The sequence below is a fragment of the Promicromonospora noduliphila genome, from assembly GCF_056951025.1.
Genome location: NZ_CM167806.1, coordinates 2,657,880 through 2,675,831 on the forward strand (window position 1 = coordinate 2,657,880; position 17,952 = coordinate 2,675,831).

The 17,952-nt window shown below is 73.0% G+C and carries 14 protein-coding genes and 1 pseudogene; 9 read left to right on the forward strand and 6 right to left on the reverse strand.

Annotation, left to right across the window (positions count from 1 at the left end; all coding sequences use genetic code 11):
* Positions 1–16: 16 nt before the first annotated feature.
* Positions 17–415, reverse strand: a complete 399-nt coding sequence (locus tag AC0QU1_RS11680; protein ID WP_483576678.1) for a zf-HC2 domain-containing protein — start codon at positions 413–415, stop codon at positions 17–19.
* A 230-nt stretch (positions 416–645) separates the two neighbouring features.
* On the opposite strand from AC0QU1_RS11680, the gene AC0QU1_RS11685 reads away from it, so the two are divergent.
* Positions 646–2,169, forward strand: a complete 1,524-nt coding sequence (locus AC0QU1_RS11685; RefSeq protein WP_483576545.1) for an alpha-L-fucosidase — start codon at positions 646–648, stop codon at positions 2,167–2,169.
* A 47-nt stretch (positions 2,170–2,216) separates the two neighbouring features.
* Here the strand turns inward: AC0QU1_RS11685 and AC0QU1_RS11690 are convergent, their stop codons facing one another.
* Complete coding sequence (locus tag AC0QU1_RS11690; RefSeq protein ID WP_483576546.1) at positions 2,217–2,387, reverse strand: hypothetical protein; 171 nt, start codon at positions 2,385–2,387, stop codon at positions 2,217–2,219.
* A gap of 92 nt (positions 2,388–2,479) precedes the next feature.
* On the opposite strand from AC0QU1_RS11690, the pseudogene AC0QU1_RS11695 reads away from it, so the two are divergent.
* Positions 2,480–3,043: pseudogene (locus AC0QU1_RS11695) on the forward strand (MmyB family transcriptional regulator); the annotation flags it as partial.
* A gap of 55 nt (positions 3,044–3,098) precedes the next feature.
* Here the strand turns inward: AC0QU1_RS11695 and AC0QU1_RS11700 are convergent.
* Positions 3,099–3,641 (reverse strand): ferritin, encoded by a 543-nt coding sequence (locus tag AC0QU1_RS11700; protein WP_483576547.1) that lies wholly within the window; start codon positions 3,639–3,641, stop codon positions 3,099–3,101.
* A gap of 328 nt (positions 3,642–3,969) precedes the next feature.
* Here AC0QU1_RS11700 and AC0QU1_RS11705 point away from each other — a divergent pair, with 328 nt between their 5' ends.
* Positions 3,970–5,448, forward strand: a complete 1,479-nt coding sequence (locus AC0QU1_RS11705; protein ID WP_483576679.1) for an HNH endonuclease — start codon at positions 3,970–3,972, stop codon at positions 5,446–5,448.
* Positions 5,449–5,505: 57 nt separating this feature from the next.
* Here AC0QU1_RS11705 and AC0QU1_RS11710 read toward each other — a convergent pair whose 3' ends face one another.
* Positions 5,506–6,696, reverse strand: a complete 1,191-nt coding sequence (locus tag AC0QU1_RS11710) for a low temperature requirement protein A (protein ID WP_483576548.1) — start codon at positions 6,694–6,696, stop codon at positions 5,506–5,508.
* A gap of 165 nt (positions 6,697–6,861) precedes the next feature.
* Here AC0QU1_RS11710 and AC0QU1_RS11715 point away from each other — a divergent pair, with 165 nt between their 5' ends.
* The 4 genes from AC0QU1_RS11715 to AC0QU1_RS11730 are packed head-to-tail and all read left to right on the forward strand — an operon-like array spanning position 6,862 to position 10,664.
* The gene (locus tag AC0QU1_RS11715) at positions 6,862–7,155 is read left to right on the forward strand and encodes an Rv0250c family protein (protein WP_483576549.1); all 294 of its coding nucleotides are present in this window, start codon (positions 6,862–6,864) and stop codon (positions 7,153–7,155) included.
* Complete coding sequence (locus tag AC0QU1_RS11720; RefSeq protein WP_483576550.1) at positions 7,152–7,973, forward strand: succinate dehydrogenase subunit SdhC; 822 nt, start codon at positions 7,152–7,154, stop codon at positions 7,971–7,973. The genes AC0QU1_RS11715 and AC0QU1_RS11720 overlap by 4 nt, the downstream gene beginning before the upstream one ends.
* A 10-nt stretch (positions 7,974–7,983) precedes the next feature.
* Entirely contained in the window at positions 7,984–9,915 is a 1,932-nt protein-coding gene (locus tag AC0QU1_RS11725; protein ID WP_483576551.1) for a fumarate reductase/succinate dehydrogenase flavoprotein subunit, read from the forward strand.
* The gene (locus AC0QU1_RS11730; protein ID WP_483576552.1) at positions 9,912–10,664 is read left to right on the forward strand and encodes a succinate dehydrogenase/fumarate reductase iron-sulfur subunit; all 753 of its coding nucleotides are present in this window, start codon (positions 9,912–9,914) and stop codon (positions 10,662–10,664) included. The genes AC0QU1_RS11725 and AC0QU1_RS11730 overlap by 4 nt, the downstream gene beginning before the upstream one ends.
* Here AC0QU1_RS11730 and AC0QU1_RS11735 read toward each other — a convergent pair.
* Positions 10,613–13,459, reverse strand: coding sequence for an AfsR/SARP family transcriptional regulator (locus AC0QU1_RS11735; RefSeq protein ID WP_483576553.1), 2,847 nt, complete (start codon positions 13,457–13,459; stop codon positions 10,613–10,615). The two genes, AC0QU1_RS11730 and AC0QU1_RS11735, sit on opposite strands and share 52 nt — an antisense overlap.
* Before the next feature lie 153 nt (positions 13,460–13,612).
* On the opposite strand from AC0QU1_RS11735, the gene AC0QU1_RS11740 reads away from it, so the two are divergent.
* Positions 13,613–14,620, forward strand: coding sequence for an ArsR/SmtB family transcription factor (locus tag AC0QU1_RS11740; protein WP_483576554.1), 1,008 nt, complete (start codon positions 13,613–13,615; stop codon positions 14,618–14,620).
* Here the strand turns inward: AC0QU1_RS11740 and AC0QU1_RS11745 are convergent.
* On the reverse strand, positions 14,610–16,931 hold the full coding sequence (locus tag AC0QU1_RS11745) for an AfsR/SARP family transcriptional regulator (protein ID WP_483576555.1): 2,322 nt from the start codon (positions 16,929–16,931) through the stop codon (positions 14,610–14,612). The genes AC0QU1_RS11740 and AC0QU1_RS11745 overlap by 11 nt on opposite strands.
* 285 nt (positions 16,932–17,216) lie before the next feature.
* Here AC0QU1_RS11745 and AC0QU1_RS11750 point away from each other — a divergent pair, with 285 nt between their 5' ends.
* Complete coding sequence (locus AC0QU1_RS11750; protein ID WP_483576556.1) at positions 17,217–17,933, forward strand: esterase/lipase family protein; 717 nt, start codon at positions 17,217–17,219, stop codon at positions 17,931–17,933.
* Positions 17,934–17,952: the final 19 nt, after the last annotated feature.

Below are 17,952 nucleotides of genomic sequence, written 5' to 3' on the forward strand. Positions count from 1 at the left end.
ATTTCGCCCGCGCCCCTCACCAGCGCGACGTCGGGGACCCCGGGACCTGCGGCACACCGGCGTGCTGGCGGAGCGTTTGGCGGTGGCGCCCGCCCCGGTGACCGGTCGTGACCAGGCGCTGGTCGAGGTCGCGGAGCTGCCAGGACTCCTCGCGGACGTCGATGAAGGCGCGGGTGCACTCGCCGCACCGGTCCAGGTGCGCCTCGAGGCCGCGCTGCCGCCGGGGCAGGAGGCGACCCTTGAGGTAGTCGTGCAGGGCGGCGCGGGTGGTGCGGCACTCGGGCCCGTTCACGTGCCGGCCGCGGGCGGGTGCTGGTGTGCCGACGCGCGGGGGACTCGCGGGGGTGCCGTGCGGGCCTGCGGGCGCGCGGGCGCCGTCGGGAGGAGCCAGGCGGGACAACGCCGAACGGAGCATGGCCACGGCCGCATCGCGTTGACCTGTGGTCGGCACGCTGACCTGCCCCCTCTGCGCGTAGTGTCCGCTTTTGACTGTTGGCGGGGGCAATAATCTCACCCCCGGCCGGAAGCAGTGGAAACCCGTGCGTGATACGGGACGACGGCGCCTGCGGCGCGTCCGGCGACGCCGTTGCACAGCCCGGTTGGCGCTAGCCTCACCCCATCGCTCGACCACGAAGGGGACCTCCCATGACCGACCCGCTGCCGCCGATCGATCCCGACGCGCTCCCGGCTCCCGTCGACGTCTCGGACAACACCGGCGGCCTGGCCGCGGTCCGCGCCGTCATCGACGCCGGTCCCTACCGCGACGACTGGGACTCGCTGCGCGGCTGGACCCCGCCGCGGTGGTACGAGGATGCCAAGTTCGGCATCTTCATCCACTGGGGCGTGTACTCGGTGCCCGCCTTCAACAACGAGTGGTACTCGCGGAACATGTACCAGGCGGGGTCGCCGGAGTTCGAGCACCATGTCGCGACCTACGGTGCGCACCGCGACTTCGGGTACAAGGACTTCATCCCGTCGTTCACCATGGACCGGTTCGACCCGGACGCGTGGGCCAGGCTGTTCCGGCAGGCGGGCGCCCAGTTCGTGGTGCCGGTCGCCGAGCACCACGACGGGTTCGCGATGTACGACACGGGCCGCTCCCGGTGGAGTGTCGCCCGGATGGGCCCCGGACGTGACGTGTTCGGGGCGCTGTCCGAGGCGACCGACCGGGCCTGGATGGTGCGCGGGGCGTCGTCGCACCGTGCGGAGCACTGGTGGTTCATGAACGGCGGCGCCACGTTCGACTCCGACGTGCTGGTCCCAGAGTTCCAGGACTTCTACGGCCCGGCGCAGCGCGAGGAGGCCGCGCCGAGCGAGCGGTTCCTGGAGGACTGGCTGCTGCGGACGGTGGAGATCATCGACCGTTACCGCCCGCAGGTGCTCTGGTTCGACTGGTGGGTCGAGCAGCCGGCGTTCAAGCCGTACCTCGCGCAGCTCGCCGCCTACTACTACAACCGCGCGGCGCAGTGGGGGCGCGAGGTCGTCATCAACTACAAGTGGGACGCGTTCGCCGAGGGAAGCGCCGTGTACGACATCGAGCGCGGCACGACGGGCGACATCCGGCCGGCGGTCTGGCAGAACGACACCTCGGTCTCCAAGACGGCGTGGTCGTGGGTGCGTAACCACGAGTACAAGTCCGCGGACGACCTGATCGCGGAGCTCGCCGACGTCGTCTCGAAGAACGGCGTGCTCCTGCTCAACGTCGGTCCCAAGCCCGACGGGACCATCCCGGACGCGGAGCAGGAGCTGCTCCGCGCGATCGGGGCCTGGCTCTCGGTGAACGGTGAGGCGATCTACGGCACGAGGCCGTGGGTGGTCGCGGGCGAGGGGCCCACGGAGGTCGCCGTCGGCTCGTTCGTCGACGGCGAGAGCCGTTCGTTCACCGGCGCCGACTTCCGGTTCACTGCGCGCACGCACGTGACCGGCGAGTACGTCTACGTGATCCCGCTGGCGGAACCGGTGGACGGCGTACTGCGGATCCGGGCGTTCGGCCGTGGGGCGGGCCTGCTGACGCGGCCGGTCAAGGAGGTGACGGTGCTCGGCCGGCCCGGCGCCGTCGACTGGGAGCAGACCGCCGGGGAGCTCATCGTGCGCACGACCGGGCCCGCCGTCGTGAAGCTGTTCCTCGAGCCCGAGAAGGCCGCGCCGCGCACGGACTTCCTGCACTAGGTGTGACGGCACGACGGCGCCCCGCCGGCGGGCGGGGCGCGCGCCGTTCAGGCGACGGGGAACGGGGCCTTGGTGAGCTCCAGGGAGACGTCCCAGATGCGCGCGGCCTCGGTGAGGCTGCGCAGCGGCCGGTAGAGGATGGGGCCGTCATGAGGTCGATCGTCGGCGGACGGCGAGACCGCATCCAGGGCCTGCCGATCACAGGCTCGCGAGGTCACCGCTGCGCTCGGATGGGGGGATCGGCAGGCCGTGGCTACCGTTGCTCGCGGGAGGTAGAACGGAGCAGAACCGGAGATGGGGGAGCGTCTTGCGGGGCGCCGTGAGCGATCACATCAGCCCGGGCCTGCTGCGCGTGCTCGACCGGCTGGACGACACGCCGGCGGAGATCGTCACCGAGCTCGGCGAGACGCTGCGGCAGACGCCGATGGGCGTCGCCCTGACCGGCGACACGACCCGGTTCACCGGTCCCGCTCGCAGCATCGGGTACCGATGGTTCACCGACCCCGCCGCCCGGGACTTCTATGCTCCGGAGGAGCACCCGTTCCTCACCCGGATGTACGCCTCTGGGCTGCGGGAGATCGCCACGCTGCGCGGCCCCGGCTCCCGGGCGGCGTACCTCGCGGACCTGCTCCTGGGGCAGAGCGAGGAGTTCCGGCGGGTCTGGGAGGAGCACGAGATCGGGGTACGTCTCCGCGAGGTCAAGCACTTCGTCCACCCAGAGGTGGGTGCCCTGGAGCTGAACTGCCAGCGGCTGGTCGACCCGGACCAGGCCCACTCGCTCTTGGTCTACACCGCGGTTCCCGGCAGCGAGAGTCACGACAAGCTACGGCTGCTCTCCGTGATCGGCGGGCAGGCTCTCCAGCCTCAGTCCTGACGTCGGCTTGTCCCGACGTCGGTTTGGTCCGGCGTCGGTTTGGTCCGGCGATCGCTCAGAGTGCCCCGCCCGCCGCCCGCGGTGCGGACGCCGACTCGCCGGCGTCGCCGATGGTCTCGCGCGCGACGTAGTTCTCCAGGTCGAACAGGTTGTCGCCGGCGCGCTTGGCGACGGTGACGAGCGTCGTCGCGGCGGCGACCTCCTCGACCTGCTCCTCGAGGAACCACATGAGGAACTGCTCGCCCAGCGCGTCGCCCTCCTCGCGGGCCGCGCGGAAGATCGCCTCGATCTGCCGCGTCACCTGCTGCTCCTGGTCGAGCGCGAGCTGGAGCGGCTCGAGCACGTTCGTGAAGTCGTTGCGCACCTCGGGCGTGCCGGGGATCGCCACGGGCAGCGACCGGTCCAGGTGGTACTGGACGATCATCATCGCGTGGTTGCGCTCCTCGAGCGCCTGCCGGTAGAAGTGCGCGGCGAGCTGCGGGAGGTCGTGGCTGTCGAACCAGACCGCGATCGCCACGTACTGCAGGTGGGCCGCCAGCTCGTGACCCACCTGCTCGCCGAGCAGCCGCCAGTACTGCGAGTTCTCCGACGTCGTCATGCCCCCAACGCTAATGGGACCGGCGGTGCGGGGCGATCGCGACATGCGGGGGAGCGATGCGGATCTGGGTCGTCAGGGCGAGAGCTGGTCGCGTATGACGGTCTCGGCACGACGGCGGAAGGGGGCGTTCTGCTGTGGGCAGATGGTGCCGGTTCGACGAGCGATGCGTACAAGTGTGCGATAGATTTATCGCATGACATGGACGGGCAGTGCACATGGAGCAGGCGACCAGCCTCCCGGGTCGGTGCTGCCCTCGGCCGGCGGCACTTCGACCGGTGGCGCTGTTGATGCGGCGGATGTCCGTGCGCTGCGTGAGGTGTTGGCGGGCATGATCCTGCCAGGCGCCACTGACACGCCTGGTGCGGTCTCGAAGCAGGTCCAGGCGGAGTGGGTGGACCTGCTGGGTGAGCTGGAAGCCGTGAAGAACACGGTGACGGCCACGCAGGCGCGGCTGGCGGTCGCGTTGGACGAGGCCACGAAGGCGGATGAGGCCCGGCAGAGTATCCGTGCGGTGCGGCGCGGTCGTGGTGTGCCCGGTCAGGTGGGTGCGGCGATGCAGGCCAGCCCGCACGCTGGTGGGACGTTCCTGGGCACCGCCCGGGCTTGGGTGATGCAGATGCCGTTCACGTTCGATGCCCTGCGTACCGGGGTGCTCTCGGCGTGGCGGGCGACGCTGATGGTGCGGGAGACCTCCCACCTGTCGGTGGAGGACCGGGCCCGGATCGATGAGGAGATCTGCGGCCCCGCGAACCGTGCAGCACTGGCACGGTTGGGTACCAAGCGGCTGATCGCCCGGGTCAAGGAGCTGGCGTCCAAGCTGGATGTGCACGCGTGTATGAAGCGGAACGCGAAGGCGGTCTCAGAACGCTGTGTGAGTGTGCGTCCGGCTCCGGATCTGATGGTGTACCTGACGGCGTTGGTCCCGATGCAGCAAGGGGTGCAGGCCTACGCCCAGCTGAAGAAGCACGCCGAGGCGGCGAAGGCGACCGGGGACGAGCGCGGGGTCGGCCAGGTCATGGCCGATACCTTGATCGAGCGGGTCACCGGCCGCGAGCCCGGCCACGCCGATGAGGTCCCGGTCACGATCAACCTGCTCGTCTCTGACCAGACCCTGCTGGCCGGTGGTGACCAGCCCGGGACCGTGCTGGAGGGTGCCCCGGCCGGGGCGGGCGAGGTCCCGGCGCCGGTGGCACGCCACCTGGTCGCCCAGGGACTCGATGCGGATGCGGCCTGGTTGCGCGCGATCTATGTCAACCCTCACGGTCGGCTGCTGGCCACCACCTCGACGTCCCGGTTCCACCCGACCGGCCTGGCCGCGCTGTTGCGAGCCCGGGAGCAGGGCATCTGCGCGAGTTCGTGGTGCGACGCCCCGGTACGACACCTCGACCACATCACCCCGTACGCCGACGGCGGGGCGACCAGCCTGGACAACGGTCAAGGCCTGTGCGCCCGTTGTAACCACGCGAAGCAGGCGCCGGGGTGGTCGCAGAAGGTGACCGAGTTCGACGGCCGGCACGCCGTGGAAACGACCATGCCGACAGGGCACACCTCCGTGTTCGTCGCGCCCGCACCACCGGCACCAGTCCGGGAGGCGACACCGGCATGGACCCCGGCGGTCGGCATGACCGGCCCCGCCCCCGGGCGCATCCCACGCAGCCGGTACAGCATCGGCTGCACCGTCGCGCGCCCCCGGGGCGCCATCGCCTACCGCCCGCCTGGGCGACGTGACCAGGCCGGTCCCGGACGCCGGCCACGGTCCCGACCCGACCTGGCCTGGGCACACCCACCCAAGACACCGATCCGCTGAACTCAGTGACCGCCGCGAGCTCCGCCCTCACGGCGGCCACCGGCATGCCCAGGACCCTCAGCGAAGCCGGTCCGCCGCCGTCGGGCGGTCGAACTCCTCAGCAACGCACAGCGCCGCGAGCACCACCACCACGAGCCCGAGCGCGCCGAGCGGCGGCAGGGCGACCAGCGCGAAACCCGTGAGCAGGACGGCCCCGATGCCGGCGACGCGCACGATCGGCCACGAGCCGGTCACCCGGCGGACCGCGCCGGCGGAGGCGGCGAGCACGGTGGCGACGCCGCCGGCGAGCGCCCACCCGCCGACGGTGCCGAGGTGGTCGTCGTCCAGGTGTGCCATGGCCAGCTCGATGCCGAGGGCGGCCATGATGATGCCCACGATGATCGGGAAGTGCAGGTAGGTGAACAGGTCGCGCGCCAGCCAGGCCCGCGCCGGATCACGCAGCGCCACCAGGCCGTCCTCGAGCTGCCGGAGCCGGCGGGTGAAGTGCAGCCACCAGAGGCAGACCGCGATGACGATCGCGAGCGTCGCGCCGGTCACGTGGGACCAGTCCAGCCGCTGTCCGGCGATGCCGACGCCGATCGCGACGATCGACTCGCCGAGGGCGAGGATGACCACCAGGCCGTGCCGCTCCGCGAAGTGCTCGGCCGACGGCAGCAGCCAGCCGCCGCTGCGGGCGCCCAGGAAGATGGCGAACTGGTCGTACGCCACGGCGGCCAGCCAGACCCACGTGCGCGTCGACTCGTCGACCAGCGCGCCGACGACCAGCAGCGCGACCGTGGGCAGCACCGAGGTGAGCGCCGTCAGCAGGAGCTGCCGTCGCAGAGCACCGTTGCCCCCGGCCGCAAGAAGGTAGGCGGCGAGGTGTGTGACCCGCACGACGGCGTAGCAGACCGCGATGGTCATGGCGGCGGGGATGCCGCCCGGCTCCTCGTGGAACGCCTCGGGGATCGCCATGCTGGCCACGAACATCGCGATCATCGCCACGATGAAGCCGGCCCGCATGACGCCGCTGTTGGCGCGTACCTGGTTGGCCAGCCACGCGTAGGACGACCAGCCGAACCACAGCAGCGAGAGGACGATCAGCCCGTGCAGCAGCGCCAGCGGCGGCTCCCCGTGCGCCATCAGGGCGGTCACCTGGGTGAAGGCGAACACGAACACCAGGTCGAAGAAGAGCTCCAGGGTGGTGACCCGGTCACCCTCGCTGCTCCGGGTGATGCCCAGCGGCCCGCGAGCGACGGACTCGTTCATGGCGGGCAGATTACCCGGGTACGGATGCCCCGCGCCGTCGTGTCCGCGGTTCGCGGACGTCGGCCGACCGGGCGCGCTGCCCTTGCCTCACCGGCGCATTCACGGCAGAGTCTGGTGTGACGCACCTCACGACGGGGTGAGGCGCGTCGCCGAGGGAGGTGCCCGATGACGACCACCGAATTCGCGACGCTCCGCCGATCGATCGACCAGTTGCGCCAGAGCGTGACCGCCGCGCGCGGCGCCTTCGGCGACTGTCCGGAGGTGCGCAGGCTCGTGAACGATCTCGAACGGCTGGAGATCGACGTGACCGAGCTTGCCTCGGCCGAGCCGTTACGGCAGGCGAGCTCGTCCGGCCGGGTGCCAGAGCACGTCGTCGTCCCCGACACACCGCTGGACGCCGCGATGTTCAGTGATGCCGACGACGAGGGACTCGGCGGCTACCACGGCGACCGGTCGTGACGGCGCCCGCGAGGACCGACGCGCGAGGCGTCGACGCACCGGGGCGCGCCGCGATCGGCGCACGCACGCTGCGGTCCGACCGGTGGTGGCTGCTGCCGACGTCGACCACGGTCGGCCTGCTGATCTTCCTCGTCTACGGCGCGGTGCGGGCGTTCCAGCAGCAGTACTTCTTCGCGGACGAGCGGTACCTGACGCCGTTCTACTCGCCGTGCGTCTCGCTCGGGTGCGCGTCGGAGCCGGGTTCGGCGCACTTCGGGATGTTCCTGCCGGACCACCCGCTCATCCCGTACGCGGCGCTCAGCCTGCCGTTCCTGCTGCTGTTCCGGCTGACCTGCTACTACTACCGCAAGGCGTACTACCGGTCGTTCTGGCTCGCGCCCGCCGCGTGCGCCGTGCCGGAGCCGCACGCGCGGCAGACGGGCGAGACGCGGTTCCCGCTGATCCTGCAGAACTCGCACCGGTACTTCTTCTACCTCGCCGTGGTCGTCTCCGTGATCAACACCTACGACGCGATCGTCGCCTTCTGGCACCCCGCCGACGGGTTCGTGGTCGGCGTCGGCAACCTCGTGCTGCTGGTGAACGTCGTGCTGCTGTGGTGCTACACGGCGTCGTGCCACTCGTGCCGGCACGTGATGGGCGGCCGGCTCACGCACTTCTCCAAGCACCCGGTGCGGTACTGGTTCTGGACCAAGATCTCCGCGCTCAACACGCGCCACCAGTTCTTCGCGTGGATCACGCTCGCCACGCTCATCCTGACCGACCTGTACGTGATGCTCGTCGCGCGCGGGACGATCACCGACTTCCGGTTCATCGGATAGGAGCCCCGCGTTGACCGAGACCGAACGGCACGACTACGACGTCCTCGTCATCGGTGCGGGCGGTGCCGGGCTGCGCGCCGCCATCGAGGCGCGCGAGCGCGGGCTGCGGACGGCGATCGTCTGCAAGTCGCTGTTCGGCAAGGCGCACACCGTGATGGCGGAGGGCGGCTGCGCCGCCGCGATGGGCAACGTCAACGAGAACGACTCCTGGCAGGTGCATTTCCGCGACACGATGCGCGGCGGCAAGTTCCTCAACGACTGGCGGATGGCGGAGCTGCACGCCAAGGAGGCGCCCGACCGGGTCTGGGAGCTGGAGACCTACGGCGCCCTGTTCGACCGGACCGCGGACGGCCGGATCAGCCAGCGGCACTTCGGCGGGCACTCCTACCCGCGGCTCGCGCACGTCGGCGACCGGACCGGGCTGGAGCTCATCCGCACCCTGCAGCAGCGCATCGTGGCGTTGCAGCAGGCCGACCACGCCGAGACCGGCGACTACGAGGCCCGGCTGCGCGTGTTCGCCGAGTGCACGGTCACCGAGCTGCTCACCGACGACGCCGGCGCGATCGCCGGCGCGTTCGGGTACTGGCGCGAGTCGGGCCGGCTCGTGGTGTTCTCCGCGCCCGCCGTCGTGCTGGCCACGGGCGGCATCGGCAAGTCGTTCCAGGTCACGTCGAACTCGTGGGAGTACACGGGCGACGGCCACGCCCTCGCGCTGCGCGCGGGCGCGCACCTCATCGACATGGAGTTCGTCCAGTTCCACCCGACGGGCATGGTCTGGCCGCCCAGCGTCAAGGGCATCCTCGTGACCGAGGGCGTACGCGGCGACGGCGGCGTGCTGAAGAACTCCGACGGCGAACGGTTCATGTTCGGGTACGTCCCCGCCGTCTTCAAGGGGCAGTACGCCGAGTCCGAGGACGAGGCGGACCGCTGGTACGACGACCAGGAGAACAACCGCCGCACCCCCGACCTGCTGCCCCGCGACGAGGTCGCCCGGGCGATCAACACCGAGGTCAAGGAGGGGCGCGGCTCGCCGCACGGCGGCGTCTACCTCGACATCGCCAGCCGCATGCCGGCCGAGGAGATCCGGCGGCGCCTGCCCTCCATGTACCACCAGTTCAAGGAGCTGGCCGACGTCGACATCACCGCCGAGCCGATGGAGGTCGGCCCCACCTGCCACTACGTGATGGGCGGGATCCAGGTGGACCCCGACACCGGGCAGTCGCGGGTGCCGGGGCTGTTCGCGGCGGGGGAGTGCGCCGGCGGGATGCACGGCTCGAACCGGCTCGGCGGCAACTCCCTGTCGGACCTGCTGGTGTTCGGCCGCCGCGCAGGGCTCGGCGCCGCCGACTATGTGACCGGCCTCCAGCGCCGTCCGGCCGTGCGCGACGGCGACGTCGAGGCGGCCGCGCGGATGACGCTCGCGCCGTTCGACCCGCCGTCCGACGGCGCGGGCGGCGAGAACCCGTACGCGCTGCACGCCGACCTGCAGAAGGTGATGAACGACCTGGTGGGCATCATCCGCACGGAGGCGGAGATGGTGGCGGCGCTGGACCGGCTCGGTGAGCTGCGGGCGCGGGTGCGCGACGTCGTGGTCGAGGGGCACCGGCAGTACAACCCGGGCTGGCACCTGGCGCTGGACCTGCGGAACATGCTCATGGTGAGCGAGGCCGTAGCGGAGTCCGCGCTGCTGCGCACCGAGAGCCGCGGCGGCCACACCCGCGAGGACTACCCGACGCTGGACGCGCAGTGGCGGCACCGGGTGCTCGTGACCCGGCGCGTGGACGGCCCGGGGGGCGATCCGGTGGTGCCGCGGGTCGCCGTCGAACCGGCCGAACGGGTGCCCATGCGGGCGGACCTGCTCGCGCTGTTCGACGTCGCCGAGCTTGAGAAGTACTACACAGCGCCCGAGCTGGCCGCCCACCCCCAGGGAGGTGTCGCATGAGCTACACGGGCAGGTTCCGGATCTGGCGCGGGGACGCCGACGGCGGCGCGCTCGCCGACTTCGAGGTCGAGGTCAACGAGGGCGAGGTGGTGCTCGACGTCATCCACCGGCTGCAGGCCACGCAGGCGCCCGACCTCGCGGTGCGGTGGAACTGCAAGGCGGGCAAGTGCGGGTCGTGCTCGGCGGAGATCAACGGGCGGCCGCGGCTGCTGTGCATGACGCGCATGTCCGTGTTCGAACGGGACTCCGTGGTGACCGTGACGCCGATGCGGACGTTCCCCGTGGTCCGCGACCTGGTGACGGACGTGTCGTTCAACTACGCGAAGGCGCGCGAGATCCCGTCGTTCACGCCGCCGGCCGACCTGGCGCCGGGCGAGTACCGGATGGGGCAGGTGGACGTCGAGCGCTCGCAGGAGTTCCGCAAGTGCATCGAGTGCTTCCTGTGCCAGGACACGTGCCACGTGGTGCGTGACCACGAGGACAACAAGGAGTCGTTCGCGGGCCCGCGCTTCCTGATGCGGGTCGCGGAGCTGGAGATGCACCCGCTCGACGTCGCCGACCGGGTGCCCGCGGCGCAGGAGGAGCACGGGCTCGGCCAGTGCAACATCACCAAGTGCTGCACCGAGGTGTGCCCAGAGGGGATCCACATCACCGACAACGCGCTGATCCCGATGAAGGAGCGCGTGGCGGACCGGCGCTACGACCCGCTGGTCTGGCTGGGGCGGACGATCTCGCGGCGGCGCGCCTGAGGCGGTACGTTCTCCGTGGCGCGGGCCAGCTCCTCGCGGATCTCGGCGACGCCGCCGAGGCCGAGCGCGACGTACAGGTCCAGGCACTCCTGCCAGGCGTCCCGCGCCGCCGCCCAGCGGCCGACGTCGCCGAGCAGGCGGGCGCACTTGCGCTGGGTCGCCACGAGGTCCTGGCGCATGTCGAACGCCCGGAACCGGACCGCGGCCTCCTCGTAGCAGACGATCGCCCGCACCGGGTCCCCGCGTTCCGCGTGCACGAACCCGATGGTGTCCCAGATGACGGCCCTGGTCGTCGGGTTGCGCTCGTCGCTGAGCATGGCCAGCGCCTCCTCGGCCAGCGGCAGCGCACGCGCGAGGTCCCCGCTGTGCGACAGCGCCCACGCGAGGATGTTCAGCGAGTGCGCCTCGTAGTACGGGTCTCCTGACCGGCGCCCGTGCCGGAGGGCCTCCTCGGACTGGTGCACCGCCTCGGCGTGCCGGCCCCAGCGCACCAGGTCGGCGGCGTACCCCTGGTAGGCCTGCTGGAGCACCCGGTCGTCGCCCAGCTCCGCGGCCAGCTCGATCGTGCGGCGCCGCAGCCCCTCGCCGTCCTCGGCCCGGCCGGCGTCCGCCGCCACCGCCGCCAGGTACCGGGTGCACCACACCTCGGCCCGGCGGTCCTGGACCTCGACCGCGACGTCGCGCGCCGTGACCAGGGCCGTCCACAGCGCCCGCCGGAGCTCGACGTGGTTGGACAGTGTGCTGTAGAGCGCCCAGGCCAGCGACAGGACCTCACGCAGGAGCCCGTGCGCCCGCGCGGCCTCGACGACGGCGAGCAGGATCGTCCGCTCGGTGTGGAACCATGCGGCCGGCTCCTGGTCGGGCACCCCGGCGGCGCCGGGGTCCTCGACGAACCCCTGCCGGACCCGGCCCGGCCACCTCCGGCGGTCCATCTCCAGCGCCACGCCGAGGTACCACCGGGTCAGCCGCCCCACGGCCGCCGCGTGCTCGCCGTCCGCGAGGTCGTGGTGCGCGCGCTCGCGCGCGTACTCCGCTACCAGGTCGTGCATCGCGTACCGCCCCGGGACGTGCTCGGCGACCAGGTTCACCCGCACGAGCTCGGCCATGGCCCGCCGCGCGGCCTCGCCGGAGTCGCCGAGCAGCGGCACGACGGCCTCGCGGGAGATGTCCGGTCCTGGGTGGATTCCCAGCAGCCGGAACAGCCTTGCCGCATCCGGCGAGAGTGCCCGGTACGACGTCGAGAAGACGCTGCGGACGTCGGCCATCGCGTCGTCGTCGCCCAGCGTGTCCAGGCGCATGCCGTCGTCGGCGAGCTCGTCGGCGACCGCTGACATCGGGAACGTCGGCCGGGCCAGGACCCGGGCCGCGGCGATCACTATCGCCAGCGGCAGGCCGGCGCACCGGTCCACGATCCGCCGGGCGGCCTCCGGCTCGGCCAGGCACCGCTCGACGCCCACCCGCGTGGCCAGCAGCTCCAGCCCCTCCGACGGCGACAGGGTGTCCAGCGCGACCCGCCGCACCCCGGCGACGGCGACGAGGTCGGTCAGCGACACGCGGCTGGTCACGACGCTGACGCTCGACCCGGATCCCGGCAGGAGCGGCCGCACCTGCTCCGCGTCGCGGGCGTTGTCCAGGATCACGAGCATCCGCCGCCCGCCGACGATGCCGCGGTACAGCGCGAGCTGAGCGCCCTCCGAACGCGGGACCCGGCCCTTGGCCACGCCCACCGCCTCCAGGAACGTCCGTGCCACGGTGCTCGCGGGTACCGGGGGAGACGTCGGGTCGAACCCGCGCAGGTTCGCGTAGAGCTGGCCGTCGGGGAACCGGTCGGCCACCCGGTGCGCCCAGTGCAGCGCCGTCGCCGTCTTGCCGACGCCGCCGGCGCCGTCCAGGACGGCGGTCCGCGGCGGGGAGCCGGCGCCGTCGGCGAGGAGGACGTCGAGCCTGGCCAGGGCGTCCTCGCGGCCGCTGAAACCCGTGGTGCCCGACGGGAGCTGGCGCGGGGTCCAGCCAGCCGGCTCGGCGCGCTCGTCGGCGACGATCTCCCGGTGCAGCCGCCGGATCGCCTCGCCAGGGCCGATGCCCAGCTCGTCGGAGAGGGTCTGGTCGAGCCGCTGGTAGGCGGCCAGCGCCTCGTCGGGCCGGCCGGTGCGGGCCAGGGCGGTCATGAGCTGGCCCCAGAACCGCTCCTGCAGCGGGTGCTGTGCCGTCAGTCCCCGGAGCTCGGCGACCAGCGTGTCGCCGTCCGGCCCCGTGGTGGTTCCCGGCCCGGCGAGGTCGAGCTCGATGAGGTCGAGTTCGATCCGCCGGGCGAGCGTGGTGAGTCGCTGTTCGCTTAGCCGTGGCGCGTCGACCGTGCGCAGCGCCGCGGACTCGACACCGTCGAACGGGAGGCCGCGCCACAGGGTGAGTGCCTCGACGAGCCGTTGTCGTTCGGCGTGCGGGCCGTCGCCTGCGCGTGCCCGGACGAGTCCGGTGAAGCGGGCGACGTCCACGTGCTCTGGTGGGACGGCGAGGCGGTATCCGCCGGGTACGGTCTCGACGGCGTCGTCGCCGAGCGCGACCCGTAGTCTGCGTACCAGGACCTGGAGGGACCGTTGTGGGGAGGCGGGCAGTTCCTCGCCCCATACGACGTCGACCAGGCGTTCCGTGGTCACTGGGTCGCCTGCGCCGACGGCGAGCGCTGCGAGGACTGACCGGAGCCGGGCGGGCAGGCGTACCGGTGCGCCGTCCACGGTGACGCGGAACGGTCCCAGGACTGAAACCGTGACCGCCGGCTGCTGCCCGTCGCCCATCCGCACCCCCGCTCCGTCGCGTCCTGTCCCGTCACGGCCCATCCTGCCCGGTCGCCACCCGGACTGAAACCGCTTTGAAACCGGTCCGGCCTGGAATGTCTCATGGCGCCGAAACCCGGCGTCCACCAGCATGCAAGGCCGCGGGAGGTGCCGGTGCTGCGAATCCATTTCACCTCGGAGGACCTGATGCGGGTCCGGCTCGCACCCGGAGCCGACCCGCTGTGGGAGGCGGTGCTCAGCGCCCACCAGGCCCACCTCGCCGGCGGTCCGCCGATGTTCGGCGAGTGGCGCTCGCGGGTGGTGTCCACGCTGTCCCCGGAGGCGCGCACCTACCTGCGGCTCACCCCGGCCCGCGGCTACCCGCCGGAGTTCCTGGCCGACGGCGGGGTGGGCGAGCTCGGCGAGGGGCTGCGGTCGGTGCTGAGCACGCCGTCGGCCCGACGGCGGCTCGGAGCGACCGTGCAGGCCTACCACGACCAGGCGATCGCGCCCTACTGGCCGGCTCTGCGCCGCGACGTCGACGCCGACCTCGCAGCGCGGGCGCGCACGCTGACCAGCGGCGGGACGGCGGCCCTCCTGGCGTCGGTGCACGCGTCGGTCTCCTGGCGGGAGCCGGTGCTCACCGTCGGGACCGGGCCCGACGGCGACCTGTACCTGGACGGTCGCGGCCTCACCCTGCAGCCGGCGTTCTTCTGCTGGCGCGTGCCGGTCTCGCTGGCGGGCCCGGACCTGGAGCCCGTGCTCGTCTACCCGGTGGCGCACCGGACGTCCTGGTTCCGGGCGTCGGGCGCGGACCGGCACGAGCGCGCGCTCGCTGCGCTCCTCGGCAAGACCCGCGCGGCCGCGCTGTCGGCCCTTGTGCACGGCGCGAGCACGAGCGAGCTGGCCCGGCACATCGGCGTCTCCGCGCCGTCGGCCTCCGAGCACGCGTCCGTGCTGCGCGACGCCGGCCTGGTCGCCTCGCGCCGGGAGCGGAACACCGTGTGGCACACCCTGACGCCGCTCGGCCGCGCCGTGCTGGACGGCGGCGGGGCGGTCCCGGAGGCGGTGCGGTCTGACCCGGTGCCGCCAGGTGCGGCGCAGCCAGGCGTGGCCCGGTCAGCGGGGGCGCGGCGCAGGCCCGTGGCCCGGCCGGTCGACCGGCGGCGGCTCAGCGTCTGAGGGGTGCTCCGTGGGGCAGCCCGAGCCGCGCGCGCGCCTGGGCGATCCAGCCCCGGGAGACCGTCTGCTCCTGGTCGTGGCCGAGCAGCTCGAGCGCGGCGAGGGCCAGCCGCTCGGTCTCCAGGAGGGTCGAGACCTGCCCGCGCGCCCACAGGTACGCGCGCAGGCAGCGGGCGATGCGCCACGTGTGCTCGGCGTCCCCGGTCGCGGCCGCGCGGCGGACCATGGCGACGAGCACCGGCGCCTCGCTCTGGAGGGTGCCCGGCTCGGCCGCCTGGGCGACGTGCAGGTAGTGGTCGAGCATGCGGGCGGTCGCGGCGGCGGTGTCCGCCACAGGGTCGCCCTCGACCAGCTCGATCGCGTAGTCCACGAGCAGCCCGGGCAGGGCGAACCGGCCCGGCGCGACCTCGACCACGAGGCTCGCCCGTTCCAGCTCTGCGACGGCGGCGCGCGCGCCGCGCAGGTCCAGCGCGCCGAGGCTCGCCACGCCCGGCACGGTGACGTGCGGCCCCGGGTGCAGGCCGAGCAGGCGGAACACGCGGGCGGCGTCGGCGCCCAGCGCCTGGTACGACCAGGAGAAGACGGGCCGGGCCGCCCGGTGCGGGTCGGCGGCGTCGGCGGACAGGGCGTCGATCCGTGAACCGTGCCGGTGCAGCTCGCGGACCAGGTCGGCGAGCCGCGCCCCCGGGCGCGCCGCCGCGCGCTCGGCGACGATCACGTGCGCGAGCGGGAGGCCACCGCACAGCGCGAGCAGCTCGGCGGTGGCGGCGGGCTCCGCCGCGAGCCGGGCCGTGCCCAGCCGGGCCGCGAGCACGTCGTGGGCCTCGGCCGGCACGAGCGGTCCGAGGGTGAGCCGCGCGGCACCCTCCATGGCGACCAGGCCGCCGAGCCGGTTCCGGCTGGTGACCACCACCACGCAGTGCCGGCCGCCCGGCAGCAGCGGCCGCACCTGCTCGACGTCGCGCGCGTTGTCCAGCACCACGAGCACCCGCCGGTCCGCGAGCACCGAGCGGTACAGCGCGGCCTGGGCGTCGGCGTCGGCGGGGACCTGGCCAGGCGGAACGCCCAGGACGTCGAGGAGGCGGCGGACCGCGGCGTCCGCGACGACCGGCGTGCTGGTGGGGGAGAAGCCCCGGAGGTTCACGTAGAGGTGGCCGTCGGGGAAGCGGTCGGCCACGCCGCGGGCCCAGTGCAGCACCGTGGACGTCTTGCCGATCCCGCCCGGCCCGTCGACCACGGCGATGCCGGTCGCGCCCGGCGTGCCACCGCGGTGGTCCAGCAGCGCGTCCAGCGCCGCGAGGGCCTGGGCGCGCCCACGGAACGCCGTGTCCGACGGCGGGAGCATGCCGGGCGGGCCGGTCGCCGGGCGGGTGGTGGCGATTCCGGGGCCGGTGGGGGTGTTGGTGTGGTCGGTGCTGGTGGGGTGGGTGCCGGGGGCGTGGGTGCTGCGGGCGCTGGCGTCGGTGTCGTCCGGGCGGGCGTCCGGGTGGGCGCCTGCGGCGTCGTCCGCGTCGTCGTCGGTGAGGAGCCGGCGGTGCATCGACTGCGCCTCGCCGCTCGGGACGGTCCCGAGCGACTCCCGCAGGATGCGGTACAGGTCCTGGTAGGCGGCGAGGGCGTCGGCGCGCCGGCCGGTGCGGTCGAGCACGGCCATGAGCCGGACCCACAGGCCCTCCCGCAGGGGATGGACGCCCACGAGCTCACGCAGGCGCGCGGCGAGGTCCCCCAGGTCTGCCGGGTGCCCGGCGAGCGCGATGTCCGCGTACCGTTCGACGGCATGGAGCGCCTGCTGGACCAGCCGCTGCCGGTCCTCGGTGACCAGCAGGTCGGAGTCGACGGCCTCGAACGGGAAGCCCCGCCACTGCCCGAGCGCCGCGCGGACCAGCCGGTACTCCTCGGCGGTGTTGGCGATGTCCCCACTGCTGACCCCGACATCGCCGACCCTGCCGTTCGCGGCGACCTTGCTGGCCGCCATCGCCGACTCGAACCGGTGCACGTCGACGGCGTCGGGCGGCACGTCGAGCTGGTACCCGTCCGCCGTGGTGCGGATGGCGTCGGCGCCGAGCGCCGAGCGCAGCCGGGTGACCAGCACCTGGATGGCCTTGCGGGTGTCGGCGGGCCGTTCGCCGCCCCAGACCGCCGCGGCGATGCGCTCGGCCGGCACCGGACGGCCGACGTCGACGGCCAGCACGGCGAGCAGCGTCCGCAGACGCGAGCCCAGCGCCAGGGGCACGCCGTCGACGGTCACGACGAACGGCCCGAGCACGCGCACCGACACGCCCTCGGTGTCGTCGCTACCTGACATGTCCATACCCGCTATCTTCGCGCCCGATCTGCGCCCATGTGCCGAACCGCAAGTTCCTCGTCGCTGTCGAGGCCGGGCCGAAAGATACAAGTCGATCCGGCCGCCGATCGACGTCCACCTTTCGGTTCGGCGGCGGGTATCACGTGTACGTTGCGGTTCGACGACGGGCACGCACACGACTTGGGCGGGCACGCACACGACTTGCGGCTCGGCGGGTCCGGCAGACGGCCAGGCCCGCACCAACAGCCTGATGCACGAACCGTTCGCAGGTCAGACCGTAGAGTGCACCGGATGAACCGGTTCCGGGGCGGTGGCGCGGTCACCGTCGGCAGGGCGCTCGCTCGGCTCGGCGCGTGGGCTGCCGACTACGCCTGGGCCGCCGAACGACAGCTCCACCACGTGCTGCGGCGTCCGCGGCTGCCCACAGCGGCCGGCCACGTGGCGCCCATCGTGCTCCTGCCCGGGATCTACGAGACCTGGGAGTTCCTCGGCCCCGTCGCGACCGCGCTGGCCCGGGCGGGCCACCCGGTGCACGCCGTCCCCGGCCTGGGATACAACGCGCGGCCCGTCCCCGAGTCGGCCGACGTCGTGGCCGAGCACCTCGAACGGGCCTGCCTGACCGGCGTCGTGCTCGTGGCGCACAGCAAGGGCGGCCTCATCGGCAAGCGTGTGCTGCTCTCGCCAGCGGGCGAGCGGGTGCTCGGCCTGGTCGCGATCGCCACGCCGTTCGCCGGTTCGCGCTGGGCCCGGTACATGCTCTCGCGCGCGCTGCGCTCGTTCGACCCGCGCGACCCCGTGCTGCTGGCGCTCGCGGGCGAACTGCTGGTCAACGAGCGCATCACCGCGATCTACCCCGCGTTCGACCCGCACATCCCCGAGACCGGGCACCTGGCCGGCGCGCGGAACGTCGAGCTGCCGCTGGCGGGCCACTTCCGGCCGCTGGGACACCACCTGCTCGTCGAGACCGTCGTGCACGAGGTGGCCCGCATGGAGCGTGCGATCACCTGAGTGCGGGGTGCGCCGTGCC

Bases quoted from the DNA above. Each gene is read 5' to 3' on its own strand.
- AC0QU1_RS11680 (WP_483576678.1), bottom strand. From the start codon at position 415: ATGCTCCGTTCGGCGTTGTCCCGCCTGGCTCCTCCCGACGGCGCCCGC.
- AC0QU1_RS11685 (WP_483576545.1), top strand. From the start codon at position 646: ATGACCGACCCGCTGCCGCCGATCGATCCCGACGCGCTCCCGGCTCCC.
- AC0QU1_RS11700 (WP_483576547.1), bottom strand. From the start codon at position 3,641: ATGACGACGTCGGAGAACTCGCAGTACTGGCGGCTGCTCGGCGAGCAG.
- AC0QU1_RS11705 (WP_483576679.1), top strand. From the start codon at position 3,970: ATGATCCTGCCAGGCGCCACTGACACGCCTGGTGCGGTCTCGAAGCAG.
- AC0QU1_RS11710 (WP_483576548.1), bottom strand. From the start codon at position 6,696: ATGAACGAGTCCGTCGCTCGCGGGCCGCTGGGCATCACCCGGAGCAGC.
- AC0QU1_RS11715 (WP_483576549.1), top strand. From the start codon at position 6,862: ATGACGACCACCGAATTCGCGACGCTCCGCCGATCGATCGACCAGTTG.
- AC0QU1_RS11730 (WP_483576552.1), top strand. From the start codon at position 9,912: ATGAGCTACACGGGCAGGTTCCGGATCTGGCGCGGGGACGCCGACGGC.
- AC0QU1_RS11735 (WP_483576553.1), bottom strand. From the start codon at position 13,459: ATGGGCGACGGGCAGCAGCCGGCGGTCACGGTTTCAGTCCTGGGACCG.
- AC0QU1_RS11745 (WP_483576555.1), bottom strand. From the start codon at position 16,931: ATGGACATGTCAGGTAGCGACGACACCGAGGGCGTGTCGGTGCGCGTG.
- AC0QU1_RS11750 (WP_483576556.1), top strand. From the start codon at position 17,217: ATGAACCGGTTCCGGGGCGGTGGCGCGGTCACCGTCGGCAGGGCGCTC.